At 73.0% G+C, this 18,062-nt stretch carries 18 protein-coding genes; 11 read left to right on the top strand and 7 right to left on the bottom strand.

The genetic code is table 11. The features are described 5' to 3' along the window. Nucleotides 1-2: 2 nt before the first annotated feature. From HD601_RS18770 to HD601_RS18760, 3 genes are all read left to right on the top strand, one after another. Nucleotides 3-362 carry an FKBP-type peptidyl-prolyl cis-trans isomerase gene (locus HD601_RS18770; protein WP_184830042.1) on the top strand — a complete coding sequence of 120 codons (360 nt, stop codon included), beginning with the start codon at nucleotides 3-5 and terminating at the stop codon, nucleotides 360-362. A 99-nt stretch (nucleotides 363-461) separates the two neighbouring features. Next, the gene (locus tag HD601_RS18765; protein ID WP_184824384.1) at nucleotides 462-977 is read left to right on the top strand and encodes a SigE family RNA polymerase sigma factor; all 516 of its coding nucleotides are present in this window, start codon (nucleotides 462-464) and stop codon (nucleotides 975-977) included. Beyond that, nucleotides 974-2,101: a hypothetical protein gene (locus HD601_RS18760; RefSeq protein ID WP_184824382.1), complete on the top strand. Its 1,128-nt coding sequence runs from the start codon at nucleotides 974-976 to the stop codon at nucleotides 2,099-2,101. Before HD601_RS18765 ends, HD601_RS18760 begins: the two co-directional genes overlap by 4 nt. Before the next feature lie 34 nt (nucleotides 2,102-2,135). Here HD601_RS18760 and HD601_RS18755 read toward each other — a convergent pair whose 3' ends face one another. Further along, a complete protein-coding gene (locus HD601_RS18755; protein WP_184824380.1) occupies nucleotides 2,136-3,224 on the bottom strand; it encodes a DUF3866 family protein in 1,089 nt (362 codons plus the stop codon). A 124-nt stretch (nucleotides 3,225-3,348) separates the two neighbouring features. Between HD601_RS18755 and HD601_RS18750 the strand changes: the two genes are divergently transcribed. The 8 genes from HD601_RS18750 (at nucleotide 3,349) to HD601_RS18715 (ending at nucleotide 11,463) form a co-directional block, all read left to right on the top strand. Beyond that, the gene (locus HD601_RS18750; protein ID WP_221441100.1) at nucleotides 3,349-4,254 is read left to right on the top strand and encodes a WYL domain-containing protein; all 906 of its coding nucleotides are present in this window, start codon (nucleotides 3,349-3,351) and stop codon (nucleotides 4,252-4,254) included. After that, nucleotides 4,251-5,315, top strand: a complete 1,065-nt coding sequence (locus HD601_RS18745) for a WYL domain-containing protein (protein WP_221441099.1) — start codon at nucleotides 4,251-4,253, stop codon at nucleotides 5,313-5,315. Before HD601_RS18750 ends, HD601_RS18745 begins: the two co-directional genes overlap by 4 nt. Nucleotides 5,316-5,326: 11 nt before the next feature. Beyond that, nucleotides 5,327-5,500, top strand: coding sequence for a hypothetical protein (locus tag HD601_RS18740; RefSeq protein WP_184824379.1), 174 nt, complete (start codon nucleotides 5,327-5,329; stop codon nucleotides 5,498-5,500). 84 nt (nucleotides 5,501-5,584) lie between these two features. Beyond that, complete coding sequence (gene tatA, locus HD601_RS18735) at nucleotides 5,585-5,878, top strand: Sec-independent protein translocase subunit TatA (RefSeq protein WP_184824377.1); 294 nt, start codon at nucleotides 5,585-5,587, stop codon at nucleotides 5,876-5,878. 28 nt (nucleotides 5,879-5,906) lie between these two features. Next, the gene (tatC, locus tag HD601_RS18730) at nucleotides 5,907-6,779 is read left to right on the top strand and encodes a twin-arginine translocase subunit TatC (RefSeq protein WP_184824375.1); all 873 of its coding nucleotides are present in this window, start codon (nucleotides 5,907-5,909) and stop codon (nucleotides 6,777-6,779) included. Further along, a complete protein-coding gene (locus HD601_RS18725) occupies nucleotides 6,754-7,668 on the top strand; it encodes a diacylglycerol kinase (protein ID WP_184824373.1) in 915 nt (304 codons plus the stop codon). The genes tatC and HD601_RS18725 overlap by 26 nt, the downstream gene beginning before the upstream one ends. After that, nucleotides 7,665-10,430, top strand: coding sequence for a DEAD/DEAH box helicase (locus HD601_RS18720; RefSeq protein WP_184824371.1), 2,766 nt, complete (start codon nucleotides 7,665-7,667; stop codon nucleotides 10,428-10,430). Before HD601_RS18725 ends, HD601_RS18720 begins: the two co-directional genes overlap by 4 nt. 16 nt (nucleotides 10,431-10,446) lie before the next feature. Then, nucleotides 10,447-11,463 carry an NAD-dependent epimerase/dehydratase family protein gene (locus HD601_RS18715; RefSeq protein WP_184830039.1) on the top strand — a complete coding sequence of 339 codons (1,017 nt, stop codon included), beginning with the start codon at nucleotides 10,447-10,449 and terminating at the stop codon, nucleotides 11,461-11,463. Nucleotides 11,464-11,729: 266 nt separating this feature from the next. Here HD601_RS18715 and HD601_RS18710 read toward each other — a convergent pair whose 3' ends face one another. The 6 genes from HD601_RS18710 to HD601_RS18685 form a co-directional block, all read right to left on the bottom strand. Beyond that, entirely contained in the window at nucleotides 11,730-12,551 is an 822-nt protein-coding gene (locus tag HD601_RS18710) for a nitroreductase/quinone reductase family protein (protein WP_343076510.1), read from the bottom strand. Nucleotides 12,552-12,607: 56 nt separating this feature from the next. Next, nucleotides 12,608-12,961 (bottom strand): hypothetical protein, encoded by a 354-nt coding sequence (locus HD601_RS18705; RefSeq protein ID WP_184824369.1) that lies wholly within the window; start codon nucleotides 12,959-12,961, stop codon nucleotides 12,608-12,610. Between the two features lie 105 nt (nucleotides 12,962-13,066). After that, entirely contained in the window at nucleotides 13,067-14,020 is a 954-nt protein-coding gene (locus tag HD601_RS18700; RefSeq protein ID WP_184824367.1) for a sigma-70 family RNA polymerase sigma factor, read from the bottom strand. A 16-nt stretch (nucleotides 14,021-14,036) separates the two neighbouring features. After that, on the bottom strand, nucleotides 14,037-15,236 hold the full coding sequence (locus HD601_RS18695) for an NAD(P)/FAD-dependent oxidoreductase (protein ID WP_184824365.1): 1,200 nt from the start codon (nucleotides 15,234-15,236) through the stop codon (nucleotides 14,037-14,039). A gap of 85 nt (nucleotides 15,237-15,321) precedes the next feature. Next, on the bottom strand, nucleotides 15,322-16,884 hold the full coding sequence (locus tag HD601_RS18690; protein ID WP_184824363.1) for an MFS transporter: 1,563 nt from the start codon (nucleotides 16,882-16,884) through the stop codon (nucleotides 15,322-15,324). A gap of 203 nt (nucleotides 16,885-17,087) precedes the next feature. After that, nucleotides 17,088-18,017, bottom strand: a complete 930-nt coding sequence (locus HD601_RS18685; protein WP_221441096.1) for a 5'-3' exonuclease — start codon at nucleotides 18,015-18,017, stop codon at nucleotides 17,088-17,090. Nucleotides 18,018-18,062 lie beyond the last annotated feature (45 nt).

The raw sequence follows: 18,062 nt of genomic DNA, 5'->3' as shown, positions 1-18,062 counted from the left end.
AGCTGGAACGACCCGAGATCGACTTCGTCGGCGGCGAGCCGCCGGCGGACCTGCAGATCACCGACATCACGGTCGGCGACGGTGACGAGGCCACCCCGGGCGCGACCGTCCTCGTGCACTACCTGGGCGTCGAGTTCGAGTCCGGCGAGCAGTTCGACGCGTCGTGGGACCGCGGGAAGCCCATCGAGTTCCCGCTGCAGGGCCTGATCCAGGGCTGGCAGGACGGCATCCCCGGCATGAAGGTGGGCGGACGCCGTCAGCTCGTCGTCCCGCCGGCGCAGGCCTACGGGCCGGCCGGCGGCGGCCATCGGTTGTCCGGCAAGACGCTGATCTTCGTCATCGACCTGCTCGCCGTGAAGTAGTCACCACCGCGGCACGTCCCGAACTCCCGTCACCCTCCCGGGTGGCGGGAGTTCGCGCGTTCCGGCAACCTTCCGGCGCGGGACGGTGTCTGGAGGGGTGTGCGCAACGACGGATTCGACGAGTTCGTGGCCGGGTGGTCCGCCCGGCTGCTCCGCTCGGCGTACCTGCTGACCGGTGACCGCGGCCTGGCCGAGGACCTGGTGCAGGACGTCTACGAGCGGCTGTACGTGGCCTGGCCGCGGGTCGCCGATCCGGCGGCGTACGCGCACCGGGTGCTGACCCGGCAGGCGATGAACCGCTGGCGGACGCGGTCGCGGCGGCCCAAGGAGGCCGCGTTGGGCCTCGAGCACGACCGGCCGGACCATCGCGCCGATGCCGTCACCGCCTTCCACGAGCGTGCCGTCATCGTGGCGGCGCTGCGGACGCTGACCGCGCGGCAGCGGGCGGTCGTGGTGCTGCGGTACTTCGCCGACCTCTCGGAGGCCGACACCGCGGCCGCCATGGGCTGCTCCGTCGGCACCGTGAAGAGCCAGACGGCGCGCGCCCTGGCCCGGCTGCGGACGGTGCTGCCCGCCCTCGACGACACCCATCTCACCCCGGAGGCACGGTCATGACCAGCGACGAGAACACCCTGCGCGCCGCCCTGACGGCCGCGACGAGCGGCCTGGACCCGGACGGCGACGTCCTGCGGCGGGCCCGCGACGGCGGCCGGCGGCGGCTGCGCCGGCACCGCGTGCAGGTGGGCGCGGCCTCGGTCCTGACGGCGGCGGCCGTGGCCGGCGGCGTGCTGCCGTTCCTCGGCGGCGGGCCCGGCGCGGGGACGGCGGCACGACAGCCGGCGACGTCGGAGCCGGCCACGTCGGTGCCGGCGACGTCGGTGCCGACGGGCCTGGCGACCGGCGTCGGCGAGGACTGCGAGGACCTGCCCGGCTACGGCTACCTCCTCACTCCCGAGGAGGTGCCGGACGAGGTGCGGCTGCTCTGGCCCGACGACAGCGGGCTGGACGTCCAGGAGGTCCGGCCGCGGATGGAGACCGGCCCCTGTCATGTCGACGGGGAGCTGAGTCTGGCCGACGTGGACGCCGACGGCGTGATCGTGCGGCTGGCCGCCGTGTTCGGCCCGGAGCCGGCCGACGTGGTGCCGGCCGGGACCGCGCCGGGCACGCTGGTGCCGGGGCCCGAGGACGGCGAGGCGGGCCGGCGTGACCTCGCCTGGCTGCTGCCGGACGGACAGCAGCTGCAGGTCGACGCGGACGGCTTCACCGACGCCGAGCTGGCGGACCTCGCCGCCGCGGTCACCCTGAAGGACGGCGCCGTCGACCTGGGGGCGTGGCCGGAGCAGGCCGGTATCGAGCACGTCGGCAAGCCCGGTCCCGCGCGGTCGACCCAGTACGACTGGAGCGTCAGCGGCGCCCAGGGGCACCTCAGCGTCGTGACGACGGCGGGCGACATCTTCGCCTGGGGACTGACCGGCGACCGGATCGTCGACCTCGGCGGCCGGCCGGCGGTCCTGCGGGGCACGGACACGGTGGTGTGGGTGCCTGCGGCGGGCGTGGCAGCCTCGCTCACCGTCACCGGTGACCTGGACCCGCTGGAGGTTGCCGCCACAGTCGGCCCGGTGCCGGCCGACGACCCGAGACTGGCCGGCGCCGTGCCCGAGGTCGAGCAGTCCGAGACCCCGGAGTCGACCTCGGGGTCGACCCCGGAGCAGAACGGGACGTCGACGCCGACTCCCTGACCCGCCGACGGCTGACGGCGGACGCCCGCCGCCGTCAGCCGTCGTGCTTCAGCAGCGCACCGGCGTGCTTGCCAGCGGCGGCCGCGGCCAGGAAGTAGGCCGCGTCGTCGTCGAGGCCGCGGCCCATGGTCGACAGCGGCACCGGCGACCCGGCCAGTGCCTCCTCGAGCCCGTCGACCGGCACGGTGACCAGGTTGTGGCGGTGGTCCAGCCGGGCGGCCTGGGTGCGGACCTTCTCGCCGAACTCGCCGGGCAGGTCGGGCACGACGACGTCGGCCGGGGCCAGCGCGACCTTGCCGTACGCCGTCAGGCTGTGGTGGGACACGCCGTGGTGGCGGGCCCGGGGGTCGGCCGAGCTGACCCGCAGCGACGCCACGGGACGCCCGCCCAGCACGACGGCGGCGTTGACGGCCTCGCCGCAGGCCACCCCGGAGAAGCCCCACTTGGTGCCGGTGCCCAGGTTGCCCGGCCCCTGGGCGACGACGGCGACGTCGGCCTCGAGGACGTGCTTGGCGGCCAGCAGGCCCGTGTGCAGCGTGACGGCCTCGAGGTCGCCGCCGAAGGCCTGCCCGACGGTGATGGTGCCGGCCAGCCAGCCGGCCTCGCGCAGCGTCGCCACGGACTTGCTGAACCAGAGCGGCAGCGCACCGCCGTCGGTCATGACGTAGGCGACCTTCACCTCGCCCGGGAACGCGGCCGACGTCGTCAGCCCGGCCAGGATCGCCGGCAGCGCCGAGTGCAGGTCGGCCGTCACCACCGGCAGGCCGGTGAGGTCGTCGGCCTCGCGGAGCACCTCGTGCCAGTCGGAGTCCTGCTCGTCGACGCCCAGGACGGTGGCCTGCAGCGGGGTGTAGCGGGCCTTGACCAGGTGCCCGGGGCCGGGCGCGGGGTCGGGCGGCAGCTGGTTGGGGACGGCCACGACCATGGCGAAGCCGCCGGTGCCCAGGCCCATGGCCAGCGCCGTGGTGTTGAGCACGACGATCTCGCCCGGACGGGGCCGGCCGACCAGCTCGTCGTACGCGAGGGCGCGCACCAGCTGCCCGTCGACCTCGACACGCAGCTGCGTGGCTCCGGCCCAGGAGCCGTCTACTGTTTTGACAACACCGTTTCGCCAGCGGATCACGCGTTGAGACTAGCTATTGGCTAGTCTCGCGCTGGCAAGGGGATTGGGGGTTGGCGTGTCGCAGGCGGCCAAGAGCGAGCGGCTGATGAATCTGCTCATCTGTTTGCTCGTTGCGCGCGGATACGTGCCGAAGAGCCGGATTCGCGAGGTCGTGGGCGGCTACGGCGACCAGAGCGACGACGCCTTCGAGCGAATGTTCGAGCGCGACAAGGAGGAGCTGCGCGAGGTCGGCATCCCCATCGAGACCGGCGGCTTCGACCCGCTCGGCGACGAGGAGCCCGGCTACCGCATCCTCCGCCACGAGTTCGAGCTGCCCGAGATCCGCCTCGAGCCCGACGAGGCCGCCGTCGTCGGGCTGGCCGCGCGGGTCTGGCAGCACACCTACCTCTCCGAGGCCTCCAGCAACGCCGTGCTCAAGCTGCAGGCGGTCGGCGTCGAGGCCGACACCCGGTCGCTGGGCGCCGTCGAGCCGCGGGTCGGGGGAGAGGAGCCGGCGTTCTGGCCGCTCTGGGAGGCCGTCCGCGACCGCCGCCCGGTGGCCTTCGAGCACCGCAAGAGCTCCACCTCCGAGCCCCTGCTGCGCCACCTGCAGCCGTGGAGCGTGCTGTCCTGGCACGGCCGCTGGTACGTGGTGGGCCAGGACACCGACCGCGAGGCCGCCCGGATGTTCCGCATGTCGCGCATCGTCGGCGACGTCCGGCCCGACGGCGACCCCGGCAGCTACGAGGTCCCCTCGCCCGACACCGTGCGCATGGCCGCCGCGTCGCTCGCGCCGCCGGAGCGGTCGCCCATCCTGCACGCCCTCGTCCGGGTCCGGCACGGCAGCGGGCACGGCCTGCGCCGGCGCGCTACGTTCGTAGCGACGGACGCGACCACCGGATGGGACGAGGTGACGGTGCCCTACACGAGCAACCAGGCGCTGGCCGAAGAGCTGGTCAGCCACGGCGCCGACGTCGTCGCCGCCGAGCCGGTCGAGCTGCGCGACGCCGTCGTCGAGCGGCTGCGGGCCATCGTGGGGGTGCCGGCGTGACCACTCCGGCGAAGCCGGTGCGGAAGGCCGCCGCGAAGAAGACCACCCGGAAGCGGACGGCCACCAAGGCCACCGCCCCGGTCCGCCGGGCCGACAGCGCCCAGGCGCAGGTCACGCGGCTGCTCTCCATGCTGCCGTACCTGCGGTCGCACCCCAGCGCCAAGGTCTCCGAGGTGGCGTCGCTGTTCGGCGTCAGCGAGCGGCAGGTCATCCGCGACCTGCAGGTGCTCTGGTTCTCCGGCCTGCCCGGCCTGCAGATGGGCGACTACATCGAGGTCGACATGGAGGCGGTCGAGGGCGAGGGCATCATCAGCGTCTCGAACGCCGACTACCTCGCCCGGCCGCTGCGGCTGCGCACCGACGAGGCGGTGGCGCTCATCGTCGCGCTGCGCACGCTGGCGTCGGTGCCCGGCTCGTTCGAGCGCGGCGCCGTCGAGCGGGCCATCACCAAGCTCGAGAACGCCGCCGGCGAGGCAGCCCAGCAGGCCGCGGCCGTGCAGGTGCAGGTCGACGGCGACGCCGTGGCCGATGTCGCCGCCACCGTCCGCGGCGCGCTGGACAGCAAGAACCGCCTGCACCTGTCCTACTGGGTGCCCGCCCGCGACGAGGCCACCGAGCGCGACGTCGACCCCATGCGGCTGGTCGTGGTCGACGGCCGGCTGTACCTCGAGGGCTGGTGTCACCGGGCCGAGTCGGTGCGGCTGTTCCGCCTCGACCGCGTGCTCGACGTCAAGGAGCTCGACGTCCCGGCCGAGGTGCCCAGCCAGGCGCGCCCGCGCGACCTCGACGGCGCCCTGTTCCAGCCGTCCCCGGATGACGAGTTGGTGACATTCGACCTCACTCCGGCCGGCCGGTGGGTGGCCGACTACTACCCGTACGAGTCCAGCGAGGAGCTGCCCGGCAACGAACTGCGGCTGCGGCTGCGCGCCCGCGACCGCGAGTGGGTGCGACGCCTCGCGCTGCGGCTGGGCACCACCGGCCGCGTCGTCGCCCCCGCCGACCTGTCCGCCGAGGTCACCGCGGCCGCTCGCGAGGCCCTGTCCGCGTACGGCGAACGGTAGGGTCATATCTCATGTCCGCGCTCGCCGTCTGGTTGTTCGTCGTTCTCGCCCTCGCGCTGGTCCTGGCCATCGTGCTGCTCGTGCGGGCGGCCTGGGTGCTGATCCGCAAGCTCGGGACGCTGGGGCGCGAGATGAACGCTCTGCAAGACGACCTTGACGAAACCGTAGGATCAAGGTTGAAGTAGTCCCCGGCACGCGACCGGCATGCCAGGTCCGTCGAGCGCGGCGGGTACCATCGACGGGACGTCCCCGTCAGGAAGAGGTCGACCATGGGTAGCATCGGCACCTGGCAACTCGTCATCGTCTTGGCCATCGTGTTCTTGCTGTTCGGGGCCAAGCGGCTGCCGGATGCCGCGCGTGGGCTGGGTCGCTCGCTGAAGATCTTCAAGTCCGAGACCGAGGGTCTGATCAACAAGGACGACAAGCGCGACGACCTCACCGGCGAGGGCTCCGCCCCGCAGGCGCAGCAGCCCGTGCAGCGCGCGGTCGAGCAGCCGACGGCACCGCAGCAGCAGCAGCAGCCGGCCCAGCGGGCCGACGACCAGCCGCGCCGCGACGCCTGATCCGCGTCGCTGATCCGACGTGGCGACCGTGATCGGCCGTCGGGGCAAGGGCTCCAAGCCGGAGCGTGACCCCGAGGGCCGCATGACCCTCACCGAACACCTGCGCGAGCTGCGCAACCGGCTGGTCTGGTCGGCGCTCGCAGTGGTCGCGTTCGGCATTCTCGGCTTCGTCTTCCGCGAGCGCATCTTCGACTTCCTCGTCGACCCGTTCGTCGAAGCGGCGGAGCAGACCGGCCGCAATGCCGACCTGAACTTCCGCGAGATGCTCGACCCGCTGACGGTGCCGCTGCGCATCGCGATGCTCACCGGCATCGTGTTCGCCGCGCCGGTCTGGATCTACCAGCTGTGGGCGTTCGTCACCCCCGCTCTGTACCGCAACGAGAAGAAGTGGGTGCTGGCCGTCCTCGGCGCGGCGGTGCCGATGTTCGGCCTCGGCGTCGTGCTGGCCATGTGGCTGATGCCGCGCGCGATGGTGTTCATGCAGAACTTCGCGCCCGGCGACACGTCCATGCTCGTCGACTTCAACAGCTACCTCAGCTTCTCGATCCGGCTGGTGCTGGTCTTCGGCATCGGTTTCCTGCTGCCCATCTTCGTCGTGCTGCTCAACGCCGTCGGCGTGCTGCGCCACGAGACGCTGGGCGCGGCCCGGCGCTGGGTCATCGTCGGCATCTTCGCCTTCGGCGCCGTCGCCACCCCGACCGGCGACCCGCTCTCGCTGATGGTGCTGGCCGTCCCCATGTGGCTGCTGTTCGAGGTGGCGGTGCTGGTCTGCCGCGTCATGGACAAGCGCCGCGACCGCACCGCCGGGTCAGGGCTGGCCGACGACGAGGCCACCCCCGACGACGTGCTCGACCAGCTGGGCCGTATCGACGACGATGACGACCGCCGCCGCCGGCGATGAACTCGCCCTTCTGATCAACCCGTCGGCCGGCCGTGGGCGTGGTGCCCGGGCCGGCCGACGTGCCGCACAGCGGTTGACCGAGGCCGGCCTGGCGGTGCGCACCCTGGCGGGCCGCGACGTGCGCGAGGCGGCCGACCTCGCACGCGAGAGCGTCGAGGACGGCGTGTGCGCGCTCGTCGTCGTGGGCGGCGACGGCATGGTCCACCTGGGCCTGCAGGCGGTCGCCGGGTCCGGCACCCCGTTCGGCGTCGTCCCGGCCGGCACCGGCAACGACTTCGCCCGCGCCCTCGGCCTGCCGCTGGGCGACCCCGAGGCCGCCGCGGACACCGTCGTCGCCGGTCACGTGCGCGAGATCGATCTCGGCCGCACCGACGGCCAGTGGTTCGCCGGCGTCGTCGCCGCGGGGTTCGACGCGAAGGTCAACGACCGCGTCAACCGCATGCGCTGGCCCAAGGGACCGCGCCGCTACGACCTCGCCACGTTCGCCGAGCTGGGCGTCTTCACACCGATCCCGTACCACCTCGAGCTCGACGGCGAGGTGCTCGACCTCGAGGCCATGCTGGTCGCCGTCGGCAACATCGCGTCCTACGGCGGCGGACTGCGCATCACGCCCGGCGCGGAGCTCGACGACGGCGTGTTCGACGTCGTCGTGGTGGCCCCGGTGAGCCGGCTGACGCTGGTCCGCGCGTTCCGCCGGGTCAAGCACGGCACCCACACGGTGTACCCGTTCGTGACGGTGCACCGGGCACGGCGGGTCAAGCTGGACGCACCGGGCATCACGGCCTACGTCGACGGCGAGCGGCTCGGCCCGCTGCCGCGCACCTTCGACGTGGTCCCGCGCGCCCAGCGGGTGTACGCGCCGGCGGCCGGGATACCGTTGGACCCATGAGTTCGCCGGCGGAACGGTACGCGGCAGCGCATCAGCGGCAACGCGATCCGTCCCCGCATCTACGGCGGTTCCAGGCCGACTACGGGTTCGAGTTCGACGACTTCCAGCTGCGCGCCTGCCGCAGCGTCGAGGCCGGCCGCGGCGTGCTGGTCGCGGCGCCCACAGGGGCGGGCAAGACGCTGGTCGGCGAGTTCGCCGTGCACCTGGCGCTGGCCGAGGGCCGCAAGTGCTTCTACACCGCGCCCATCAAGGCACTGTCGAACCAGAAGTACCACGACCTCGTCGACCGCCACGGTGAGGACAAGGTCGGCCTTCTCACCGGTGACAACACCGTGAACGGTGAGGCGCCGGTGGTCGTCATGACCACCGAGGTGCTGCGGAACATGCTCTACGCGGGCTCGCCGACGCTCAACGGGCTGAGCTATGTCGTCATGGACGAGGTGCACTATCTCGCCGACCGGTTCCGCGGCGCCGTTTGGGAGGAAGTGATCATCAACCTCCCGGAGTCCGTGAGCGTCATCTCGCTCTCGGCCACCGTCTCCAACGCCGAGGAGTTCGGCGACTGGCTCACCACCGTCCGCGGCGACACCGACGTCGTCGTCGAGGAGAAGCGCCCGGTCCCGCTGTGGCAGCACGTGCTGGTGGGCCCGCGGCTGTTCGACCTGTTCGCGCAGGGCGACGGCGACGGCGACGGCCGGGGCCGCAAGGTGGTCAGCCCGGAGCTGGTGCGGGCCGGGCGTGACGATTTCCGGAGCTCCCGGCCCGGCGGACGTGCGGGCCGCGGCGGGCGACCGCCACGCCGTCCGCGCGGCACGTACACGCCGGGCCGGGTCGAGGTGCTCGAGAAGCTGGACGCGGCCGGGCTGCTGCCGGCCATCGTGTTCGTGTTCAGCCGGGCCGGCTGCGAGGCGGCGGTGCAGCAGTGCCTGAGCGCGGGCGTCCGGCTGACCTCGCCCGAGGAGCAGACCGAGATCCGCGCGCTCATCGAGGAGCGCACCACCGGCATCCCCGAGGAGGACCTGCACGTCCTGGGCTTCCACGAGTGGTCCGAAGGGCTCGAGCGGGGCGTCGCGGCGCACCACGCGGGCATGCTGCCGACCTTCAAGGAGGTCGTCGAGGAGCTGTTCGTCCGCGGCCTCATCCGCGCCGTCTTCGCCACCGAGACGCTGGCCCTGGGCATCAACATGCCGGCCCGCACCGTCGTGCTGGAGCGGCTGGTCAAGTGGAACGGCGAGACCCACGCCGACGTCACGCCGGGGGAGTTCACGCAGCTCACAGGGCGGGCCGGGCGGCGCGGCATCGACATCGAGGGACACGCCGTCGTGCTGTGGCAGCCCGGGTTCGACCCCGCGGCGCTCGCCGGGCTGGCCTCGACGCGGACGTTCCCGCTGAACTCGTCGTTCCGGCCGTCGTACAACATGGCCGTCAACCTGGTCGACAGCGTCGGGCGCACCGCGGCGCGCGAGATCCTCGAGTCGTCGTTCGCACAGTTCCAGGCCGACCGCGCCGTCGTCGGGCTGGCCCGGCAGCTGCGCCGCGCCGAAGAAGCGCTGACCGGCTACCACGAGGCCATGACCTGCGACAAGGGCGACTTCGAGGAGTACGCCGGGCTGCGGCAGGCGATCAAGGACCGCGAGACGCGGCTGGCCCGCGAGGGGACGGCGCAGCGGCGGGCGGCGTCGTCCGCGGCACTCGAGAAACTGAAACCGGGCGACGTCATCCGGGTGCCCACCGGGAAGTTCGCCGGCCTCGCCGTCATCCTCGACCCCGGCATGCCCGGCGGCGGACCCCACGGCGGCGACGGCCCGCGCCCGACGGTGCTCACCGAGGGCCGTCAGGTCCGCCGGCTGTCGCTGATCGACTTCCCGGACGCCGTCGAGCCACTGGCGAGGCTGCGCATCCCGAAGTCGTTCAACCCGCGGGTCCCGGCCTCGCGGCGTGACCTCGCCGCGTCGCTGCGGGCCAAGGCGCCCGACGACGGTCCCCGGCAGTTCCACGGCAAGCGGCGCGGCCGGTCTGCCGCGGCCGACGACGAGGAACTGGCCCGGCTGCGGCGCGAGCTGCGCGACCACCCGTGCCACCGCTGCCCCGACCGCGAGGAGCACGCCCGCTGGTCCGAGCGCTGGCTGCGGCTCAGGCGCGAGGTCGAGCAGCTGCAGCGCCGCGTCGAGTCGCGCACCAACACCGTCGCCCGCCAGTTCGACCGGGTGTGCCGGGTGCTCGAGGACCTCGACTACCTGTCCGGCGACACCGTCACGCCGTCGGGGCGGCGGCTGGCGCGGCTCTACGGCGAGCTGGACCTGCTGGCCGCCGAGTGCATCCGCCGCGACGTGTGGGCCGGCCTCGACCCCGCGGAGCTGGCTGGCGCGGTCGCCGCGCTCACCTACGAGTCGCGCCAGCCCGACGACGCCGTCCCGCCGCGGCTGCCCCCCGGCCCAGTGCGCGACGTCCTGGGCGAGATGGTGCGGCTCTGGGGCGACCTCGACCACGTCGAGTCCACCCACCGGCTGGACTTCCTGCGCGAGCCCGACCTCGGGTTCACACACGCCGCCTGGCGCTGGGCCAGCGGGCACCGCCTCGACGTCGTGCTGCGCGACGCCGAGCTGGCCGCGGGCGACTTCGTCCGGGCGGTGCGCCAGCTGCTCGACCTGCTGGACCAGATCGCCGACGCCGCGTCCGGCACGCCGCTGCGCGAGACGGCACGGCTGGCGTCCGGGGCGCTTCGGCGCGGCGTGGTGGCGTACGCGACGCTGTCGGCCTGAGTTCGTGGGAGGTTCTGTGCGGTTGCTGGTGCTGGGCGGGTCGGGGTTCGTCGGACGTGCGGTGGTCGACGACGCGGTGGCGCGCGGCTGGGAGGTGACGACGTTCAACCGCGGCTGGCGAGCCGGGGGAGCGGTCGCCGACGGCGTCGAGGTGCTGCGCGGCGACCGGCTCGACCCGTCGTCGCTGTCGGTGCTGGGCGACGGGCGCGAGTGGGACGCCGTCGTCGACACCTGGTCCGGCATCCCGCGAGCGGTCCGCGACAGCGCCGCGGCGCTGGCCGGGCGGGTCGGGACCTACGCGTACGTGTCCAGCCGGTCGGTGTACGCGCCGCCGGTGCCGCCCGGGGCCGACGAGTCCTGGCCGGCGGTGGAGTCGTCGCCCGATGCCGAGGACGGTGACTACGGTCAGCAGAAGGCCGGCGCCGAGCTGGCCGCCCTCGAGGCGTTCGGCGAGCACGCGCTGATCGCCCGGGCCGGGCTGATCCTCGGCCCGTACGAGGACATCGGTCGGCTGCCGTGGTGGCTGGGCCGGGCCGCCCTCGGAGGCCCCATGCTGGCGCCCGGACCGGCGGACCTGCCGATCCAGTACATCGATGCCCGCGACCTGGCGTCCTGGCTGGTGTCGTCGGTCGCGGCCGGGACGGGTGGCGTGTTCAACGCCGTCAGCACGCCCGGCCACACGACCATGGGCGCGCTGCTCTCGTCCGTCGTCGCCGTCACCGGCGGGGCGGCGACGCTGCGCTGGGTCGACCCCTCGGTCATTCTCGCGGCCGGGGTGGTGCCGTGGAACGACCTGCCGGTCTGGATCCCGCCGGGGCACGAGTACGACTCGCTCGGGCTGCACTCCGCCGACGTGTCGCGGGCGCTGGCCGCCGGGCTGGCGCCGCGCCCGGTCGAGGAGACCGTCGCCGACACCTGGGCCTGGCTGCGGTCGGTCGGCGGCGTCGCGCCGCAGCGCCCGGACCGGCCGGCGGTCGGCCTCGACCCCGAGGTCGAGGCCGCCATCCTGGCCGCCGCCACGTCCGAGAACTGACGCCACCAGTCCGCAACTAGCACCTCTACGCACCACTTCACCTCAGCCGGCTGCGTCGTGCGCTGCCGCGCGGCAACATCGAGCTCAGGCTGCTGGGTGGGTCGACTGACGCCGTCGGGGTCGAGTTACTACCGCTAGAACAGCAGCAACTCGACCTTCGCGCCGCGTCAGGAGGGAGTTTTCCTCGCCATAGCGAGGGAAACTCCCTCCCGGCACCGTACCCATCCAGCCGTCCTGGTGGTGGGTATAGGTGCCCATTGCAGGAGCTAGAAGAGCGCGTCGAGGACGGGGACGAGCTGCTGCTCCTCCCAGTCCAGGTGCGCCTCGAGCTGCTCGATCAGCGCGTCGACGTCGGCGAGCACGGCGGGACCGGGGCTGTCGCCGTCGTCGCCCCGGATCGCCGCCTCGAGCCGCTCGATCAGGGTCGCGACGGTGCCGTGCTCGGCCCGCAGCCGCGCCAGCACGTCCGCGAGGTCGGGCCGGGCCCGCTCGATGGCCGGGAAGATGGCGGTGTCCTCGCCGGTGTGGTGGAAGTGCAGGCCCTGGCAGGCGCTGAGGCAGTTCAGCCGCAGCTGCGCGCCGAGCCGTGGGCCGGCGGCGGCGACCTCGGCGCGGACCAGCGCCAGCTCGCGGCGGAACGCCTCTTGCACCGTCGTCAGGAACGCGCCGGGGGAGTCGATGCCCGGACCGCCGGGCGGCCCGGGGACCGGGGTCAGCACGACGACGGGCAGCCTGCGGCCGGAGCGCTCCTCGTAGCCGGCCCAGCCGGGATCGGCCTCGACGGCGCGGGCGAAGACGGCGTCGCGCTCCGCCCCGGTGAGGACGGCGGCGTCGGCGTCGTAGGCGAACAGGCCGTCCTCGACGTGCACGCGCGGCTGGGCGACGAGGTTGTGGAACCAGGCCGGGTGCCGTGGCGAACCGCCGGCCGACCCGATGACGACGACCTTCCCGTCGCCGTCGGGCAGGTAGCCGACGGGGACGGTGCGCGCGGCGCCGGTGCGGGCGCCGGTGGTGGTGAGCAGGAGCAGCCGGGCTCCCTCGAACGGCCCGCCGACGCGGCCGCGGTTCGCGCGGAACTCGTCGACGATCTGCTGGGTGTAGTCGGTGATCGTGTCCTCCGGAGGGTCGCCCTCGACCCTAACCGTCAGGTCTGGCTGAAGTAGACCCGGGTGACGGTGTCGTCGGGGCCGAAGTCGACCACCAGCACCTCGAAGTCGATCATCGTCGGCTGGGTCATGTACTCCCAGCTGGTGGCGTCGGTAGCGCCGCCCTCGCCGAGCAGCTCGGCGGTCTCGGCGCGGGTGGCGTCGTCGAGCAGCCCGCAGTCGACGACCATGTCCGCCAGCTCGCCCTTGCGGGCGCCCTGGTCGTCATCGGTGGCGTCGAGGCCGGCCCACTCCTCGGTGTCGAAGTCGCAGCCGGCGGCGTCGTCGTCGGACCCGGAGCAGCCTGTCGCGAGGGCGACCAGTGCGGCCGTTGCCAGGAGAGCGGTGCGCATGATCAGGACGCTACCGACGCCGGGCGAACGGCAGGCGACACCCGGGCGACGTCTGGGCCGGCCTCGACCCCGAGGTCGGGGCCGCCAAGCCGGCGCCGTCCCAGCTCACCACTCGGTGACGAGTGGCGGGCCCGGCTCGTGCCGCCGCCAGGCGTCGGCGAGGCGGGTGAGGCGGTCGGGCGCGGCGACCCCGCAGACGGCGGCGATCCTGCCGCCGGTGAGGTCGAACGCCACCGCGCCGACGACCTGGTCGCCGAGCACGAAGAGGATGGCGGGGGAACCGTTGACGAGCGCGTAGTGGACGGCGGGCGTGCCGCCGGCGAATCGCCGCTTCGCGGGGGTGGGTGCGAAACCGGCCCGGGCGATGGCGGCGATGCGCTGCGGGGTGTCGTAGCGCAGCAGCGTCTCGGTCAGGCCGGCGCCGTCGGAGACCGCCGTCGCGTCGTCGGTGAGCAGCGCCACCAGTGGTTCGGTGCGGCCCGAGGCGGCGGCGGTGAAGAACTCCTCGACGATCCTGCGGGCCGCCGCCGGGTCGACCTCGCCGCCGCGGGGTCGCGACGCGGTGACGCGACGCCGGGCGCGGTGCAGGTGCTGTTGACTGGCCGACTCGGTGATGTCAAGGATCTCGGCGATCTCGGCGTGGCCGTAGGAGAACGCCTCGCGCAGCAGGTAGACGGCCCGTTCGGGGGGTGATAGCCGCTCCATCAGCGTCAGTACGGCCAGCGACACCGACTCTCGCTGCTCGTAGGTTCCGGCCGGGCCGAGCATCGGATCGCCCTCCAGCAGTGGCTCGGGCAGCCACGCGCCGGCCGTGCGTTCGCGGCGGGCCTGCGCCGAGCGGAGCCGGTCGAGGCACAGGTTGGTGACGACCTTGGTCAGCCACGCCTCCGGGACCTGGATGCGCTGCCGGTCAACGCCTTGCCAGTGCAAGAACGCGTCCTGGACGGCGTCCTCGGCGTCGGCGGCGGATCCCAGCATCCGGTACGCCAGCGAGGCCAGCCGGTGGCGGCTGGCCTCGAACCGACCGGCGTCGAAGCGATCGGCGGCAGCGCTGTCCACGTGGACCACCCTAGATTTACCCGGCCGTCGTCCGGGCGGAGTCGGCCGGGACGGCAGCAAGACGGCGCCGACGCCTGGGCCGGCCGAAAGCCGACGGGTGCATGGTGCCCTGCAGCGCACCCCACTGGACGCCGGACTTGATCCGCACGGCCTTCCGGCCGCGCACGAACCTCCGCCTGGCCTGCGCCGAACCGTCGATCAGCTGCAGGATCCCGTCGCGGCGTCCGAGGCTGATGGCGTTGTACCAGTACACCAGCTTGACGTGTGCGATCTTGCGGCCGGTCAGGCGCCCCACGATCGCCTCGATGGCCTGCCGGCCGGTGAAGCCGGCCGAACCGCAGTTCATGGGCAGCTGCCGGCCGTTCTCGCCGATGGTGTAGACGCTGTCGCCGACGGCGTAGACGTCCGGGTGTGAGACCGACCGCATGGTGCGGTCGACGAGGATCTGACCGTTGTCGGTGACCTCTAGCCCGCTCGCGGCGGCGATGGGGCTGACTGCGAATCCGGCCGTCCACACGGTCGCGTCGGAGGCCAGGACGGTGCCGTTGGCGCACTGCACCTGTGTGGCCTCGACGGCGTCGACGTCGGTGTGCTCGAGCACGGTGATGCGCAGCCGGTCGCAGGCCCGGCGCAGGTGGTCGCGGGCGCCAGGGGCAAGCCGGACAGCCAGCTCGCCGCGGGCGAGCAGCGAGACCGAGAGCTCGGGCCGGGCCTCGGCGATCTCGGTGGCGGTCTCGATGCCGGTCAGCCCGTCGCCGACGACCAGCACCCGCCCGCGCCCGCGGCCGTCGAGGCCGTCCAGGTGCTCGCGCAGGCGCAGCGCCGACGGCCGGCTGGCGACGTCGAAGGCGTGCTCGGCCGCCCCGGTGACGGCGTGGTCGGCGATGTGGCTGCCGAGCGCATACACGAGCGTGTCGTAGCCGATCTCGCCGCCGCCGTCGCCGTCGGCCACCGCGACGACCCGGCGCTCGGGGTCGATGGCGGTGACCCGGGCGAGGCGCAGCCGGATCTCCGTGCCGTCGAAGACCTCGGTGAGCGGCGGGGCGGCGACCTCCCGGCCTGCTGCCAGCTGGTTCAGCCGCTGCCGCTGGACGAAGTCCGGCGCCGCGTTGACCACGGTGATCTCGGTGTCCTCCGGTGACAGCCGGCGGGCCAGGTTCCCGGCAACGTAGGCCCCGGCATCGCCCGCGCCGAGAACGACGATGCGGTGCTTCATGCGATGCTCCTGTCGGTTCGTTCGGCCTTCGTGAGTTGAGCGGGACAGCGGCATGATTCCTGACAGCGGCCGCATGTGGCGTGCGTCACACCGCGGGGGTGCGGGCGGCGTTCTTCGGACCGCGGAAGGCGATGTAGACGAACAACACGCCCATGACGGCGAAGCCTGTCCACATGGACTGCTGCCATCCGTCGACGTAGGACTGCTGGGCGGCGTCGAGCACCTGCTGCGCGTGCGAGCCCGCGCTGCCCGAGACCTCGACGGCGGTGGCGACGCCTTCCCGTGCGATGTCGGCGGTCTCCTGGGGAACGCCCTCCAGCCGGTCGTCCATCGAGTCGCGGTAACCGGTCGTCAGGACCGCACCGATCATGGCGACGCCGAGTGCGGTGCCGAATTCGCGGGTGACGTCGTTGAGGGCGGAGGCGACGCCTTGCTTCTCGTGCGGCAGGGAGAGGGTGATGGCCTCGGTGGAGGGCACCATGGATAGGCCCATGCCGATGCCCATGACCAGGATGCCGGGCAGGAGCGAGAGGTAACCGCCGTTGACGGAGACGAACATGGCCATGAGCGCCAGGCTGACGCCGGTCAGCGCGATGCCCGCACTCATGGTCGGGCCGGGACCGATCCGCACGACCATCTTGGGGGCCAGGCTGGTGGCCACCATCATCGTGACGGCCATGGGCATCAGCGCCGCCGCGGACAACAGCCCTGACCAGCCGAACACGGCCTGGAAGAACGGGAAGAGCACGACGAAGATGCCCGCCTGGACACCGAAGGCCACGAGCAGCGTGATCGAGCCGCCGGACAAACCGCGCGCCCGGAACAGGCGCACGTCCAGCAGCGAGGCGTCCCGGCGGCGCAGTTCCCAGGCCACGAAGCCGACCGTGGCGACGATGCCGACGACGAGGCTGATGAGCGTCGCGGGTTCGGTCCAGCCGCGCTCAGGTCCCTCCTGCAGGCAGAAGGTGAGGCCGACCACGGCGACGATGGAGACCAGTGCGCCGACGGTGTCGAAGGAGTGGGCGGGGCGCTCGTGCGAGTTGGGCACCGACGTCAGCGTCATGGCCAGGGCCACGACGATCAGCGCCACGGGCAGGGCGAACAACCAGCGCCAGTCGGCGACGTCGACGAGGAAGGCGGAGAGGAACATGCCCAGGATGCCGCCGCCTCCGGCGACGCCGGTCCACACGCCGATCGCCTTTCCGCGCTGCTCTTCGGGGAAGGTCGAGGTGATGACGGCCAGCGTGATGGGCATGATCACCGCGGCGCCGATACCGCTGACCAGACGCGAGGCGAGCATCATCTCTGCGTTCGGCGCCAGGGCCCCGACAACGCTCGAGACGCCGAAGACGACCAGCCCGGCGACCAGCATCGGCTTGCGGCCCAGCCGGTCGCCGATCGCGCCGAGCGGCAGCAGAAGCGCGCACAGGGTGAGGGTGTAGATGTTGATGATCCACAGGACGGTGTTCTGTGCGATGTCGAAGTCGACGGCCATCTTCGTCTGGGCGACGTTCAGCCCTGACACTGACGCGATGACGGCCATGAGCGCGATCGAGACGGCGATCAGGATCGTGCGCAGCTGACGCGCGTCCGGTGCGCCTGGGCCGGTCCCGTCAGCGGGTGCCACGTGTAGGGGGTTCGTGCTCATGTGAGTTGAGCGGAACGACGCCCCGATTGCTGACAGGACCGGCCTGTGGCATGACTCACAGAGTGCTCGGAGCGCGGTGGGTCACGTCCATCTCGGGCGGGAGCAGCGCATCGCCATGGGTGGCGACGAGGTCGCCCGGGTCGCGATGTTCCTGGCCGTCGGACCGGCACGGCCGCCGCGACGAGGCCGGTGGGCCTCGGCGGCTACGCCGGGGCCGGGTTGAACGCGTTGAGCACCCGGTTCAGCGAGGAGTCGAGGCCCCACCGGTTCGCCAGCTCGACCAGCGCCTCGGGGTCGGCCGGCGCCACGGGCAGGGTGTCGTCGTAGTCGGGCAGCGGGACGTCGTGGCGGACCTCGACGACGGTGGGCGCGACGGCCAGGTAGTCGCGGGCGTCGGCGATCTTGCGGCGCAGCGTCGGCGACAGCTCCGCCTCGGGGTCGTCGACGGCGGCCAACAGCCCGTCGATGCTGCCGAACCGGGTGATCAGGGTGCCGGCGGTCTTGTCGCCGACGCCGGCGACGCCCGGCAGGCCGTCGCTGGGGTCGCCGCGCAGCGTCGCGAAGTCGGCGTACGAGCGGCCCGGGATACCGTACTTCGTGGTCACGACGGTCTCGTCGACCACCTCGTGCCGGCCGACGCCGCGGGCGGTGTAGAGGATGCGCACGCCGCGGTCGTCGTCGACCAGCTGGAACAGGTCGCGGTCGCCGGTGACGACGTCGACGGGGCCGGCGTCGGCCGTCGCGAGGGTACCGATGACGTCGTCGGCCTCGAAGCCCTTGACGCCGAAGTGCGCGATGCCCAGCGCCGTCAGCACGTCCTCGATGATCGGCAGCTGTGCCTGCAGCGCCGCCGGCACCTCCTCGATGTTGCGCGCGGCGTTGGCCAGCCGGTGCGCCTTGTACGACGGCAGCAGGTCGACCCGGAACTGCGGCCGCCAGTCGGCGTCGAGGCAGGCCACCAGCCGGCCCGGCTGGCGGTCGGTCGTCAGCCGGGCGATGAAGTCGAGCAGCCCGCGCACGGCGTTGACCGGCGTGCCGTCGGGCGCCTTGATCGATTCGGGAACGCCGAAGAAGGCGCGGAAGTACAGCGAGGCGGTGTCGAGGAGCATCAGGCGGTTCTCGGTCCCGGGCATGCCCGCCAGCGTACTGGCGGGTTAGGGCCGAAGGTCCGTTGACTC

The sequence above is a fragment of the Jiangella mangrovi genome, from assembly GCF_014204975.1.
Taxonomy (GTDB): domain Bacteria; phylum Actinomycetota; class Actinomycetes; order Jiangellales; family Jiangellaceae; genus Jiangella; species Jiangella mangrovi.
The sequence above is the reverse complement of the archived record's forward strand: the minus strand, read 5'-3'. Positions and strand labels throughout refer to the sequence as shown.

Coding starts and splice junctions, on each gene's coding strand:
- HD601_RS18760 (WP_184824382.1), top strand. CDS start 974: ATGACCAGCGACGAGAACACCCTGCGCGCCGCCCTGACGGCCGCGACG.
- HD601_RS18740 (WP_184824379.1), top strand. CDS start 5,327: ATGTCCGCGCTCGCCGTCTGGTTGTTCGTCGTTCTCGCCCTCGCGCTG.
- tatA (WP_184824377.1), top strand. CDS start 5,585: ATGGGTAGCATCGGCACCTGGCAACTCGTCATCGTCTTGGCCATCGTG.
- HD601_RS18725 (WP_184824373.1), top strand. CDS start 6,754: ATGACGACCGCCGCCGCCGGCGATGAACTCGCCCTTCTGATCAACCCG.
- HD601_RS18720 (WP_184824371.1), top strand. CDS start 7,665: ATGAGTTCGCCGGCGGAACGGTACGCGGCAGCGCATCAGCGGCAACGC.
- HD601_RS18705 (WP_184824369.1), bottom strand. CDS start 12,961: ATGCGCACCGCTCTCCTGGCAACGGCCGCACTGGTCGCCCTCGCGACA.
- HD601_RS18695 (WP_184824365.1), bottom strand. CDS start 15,236: ATGAAGCACCGCATCGTCGTTCTCGGCGCGGGCGATGCCGGGGCCTAC.
- HD601_RS18690 (WP_184824363.1), bottom strand. CDS start 16,884: ATGAGCACGAACCCCCTACACGTGGCACCCGCTGACGGGACCGGCCCA.
- HD601_RS18685 (WP_221441096.1), bottom strand. CDS start 18,017: ATGCCCGGGACCGAGAACCGCCTGATGCTCCTCGACACCGCCTCGCTG.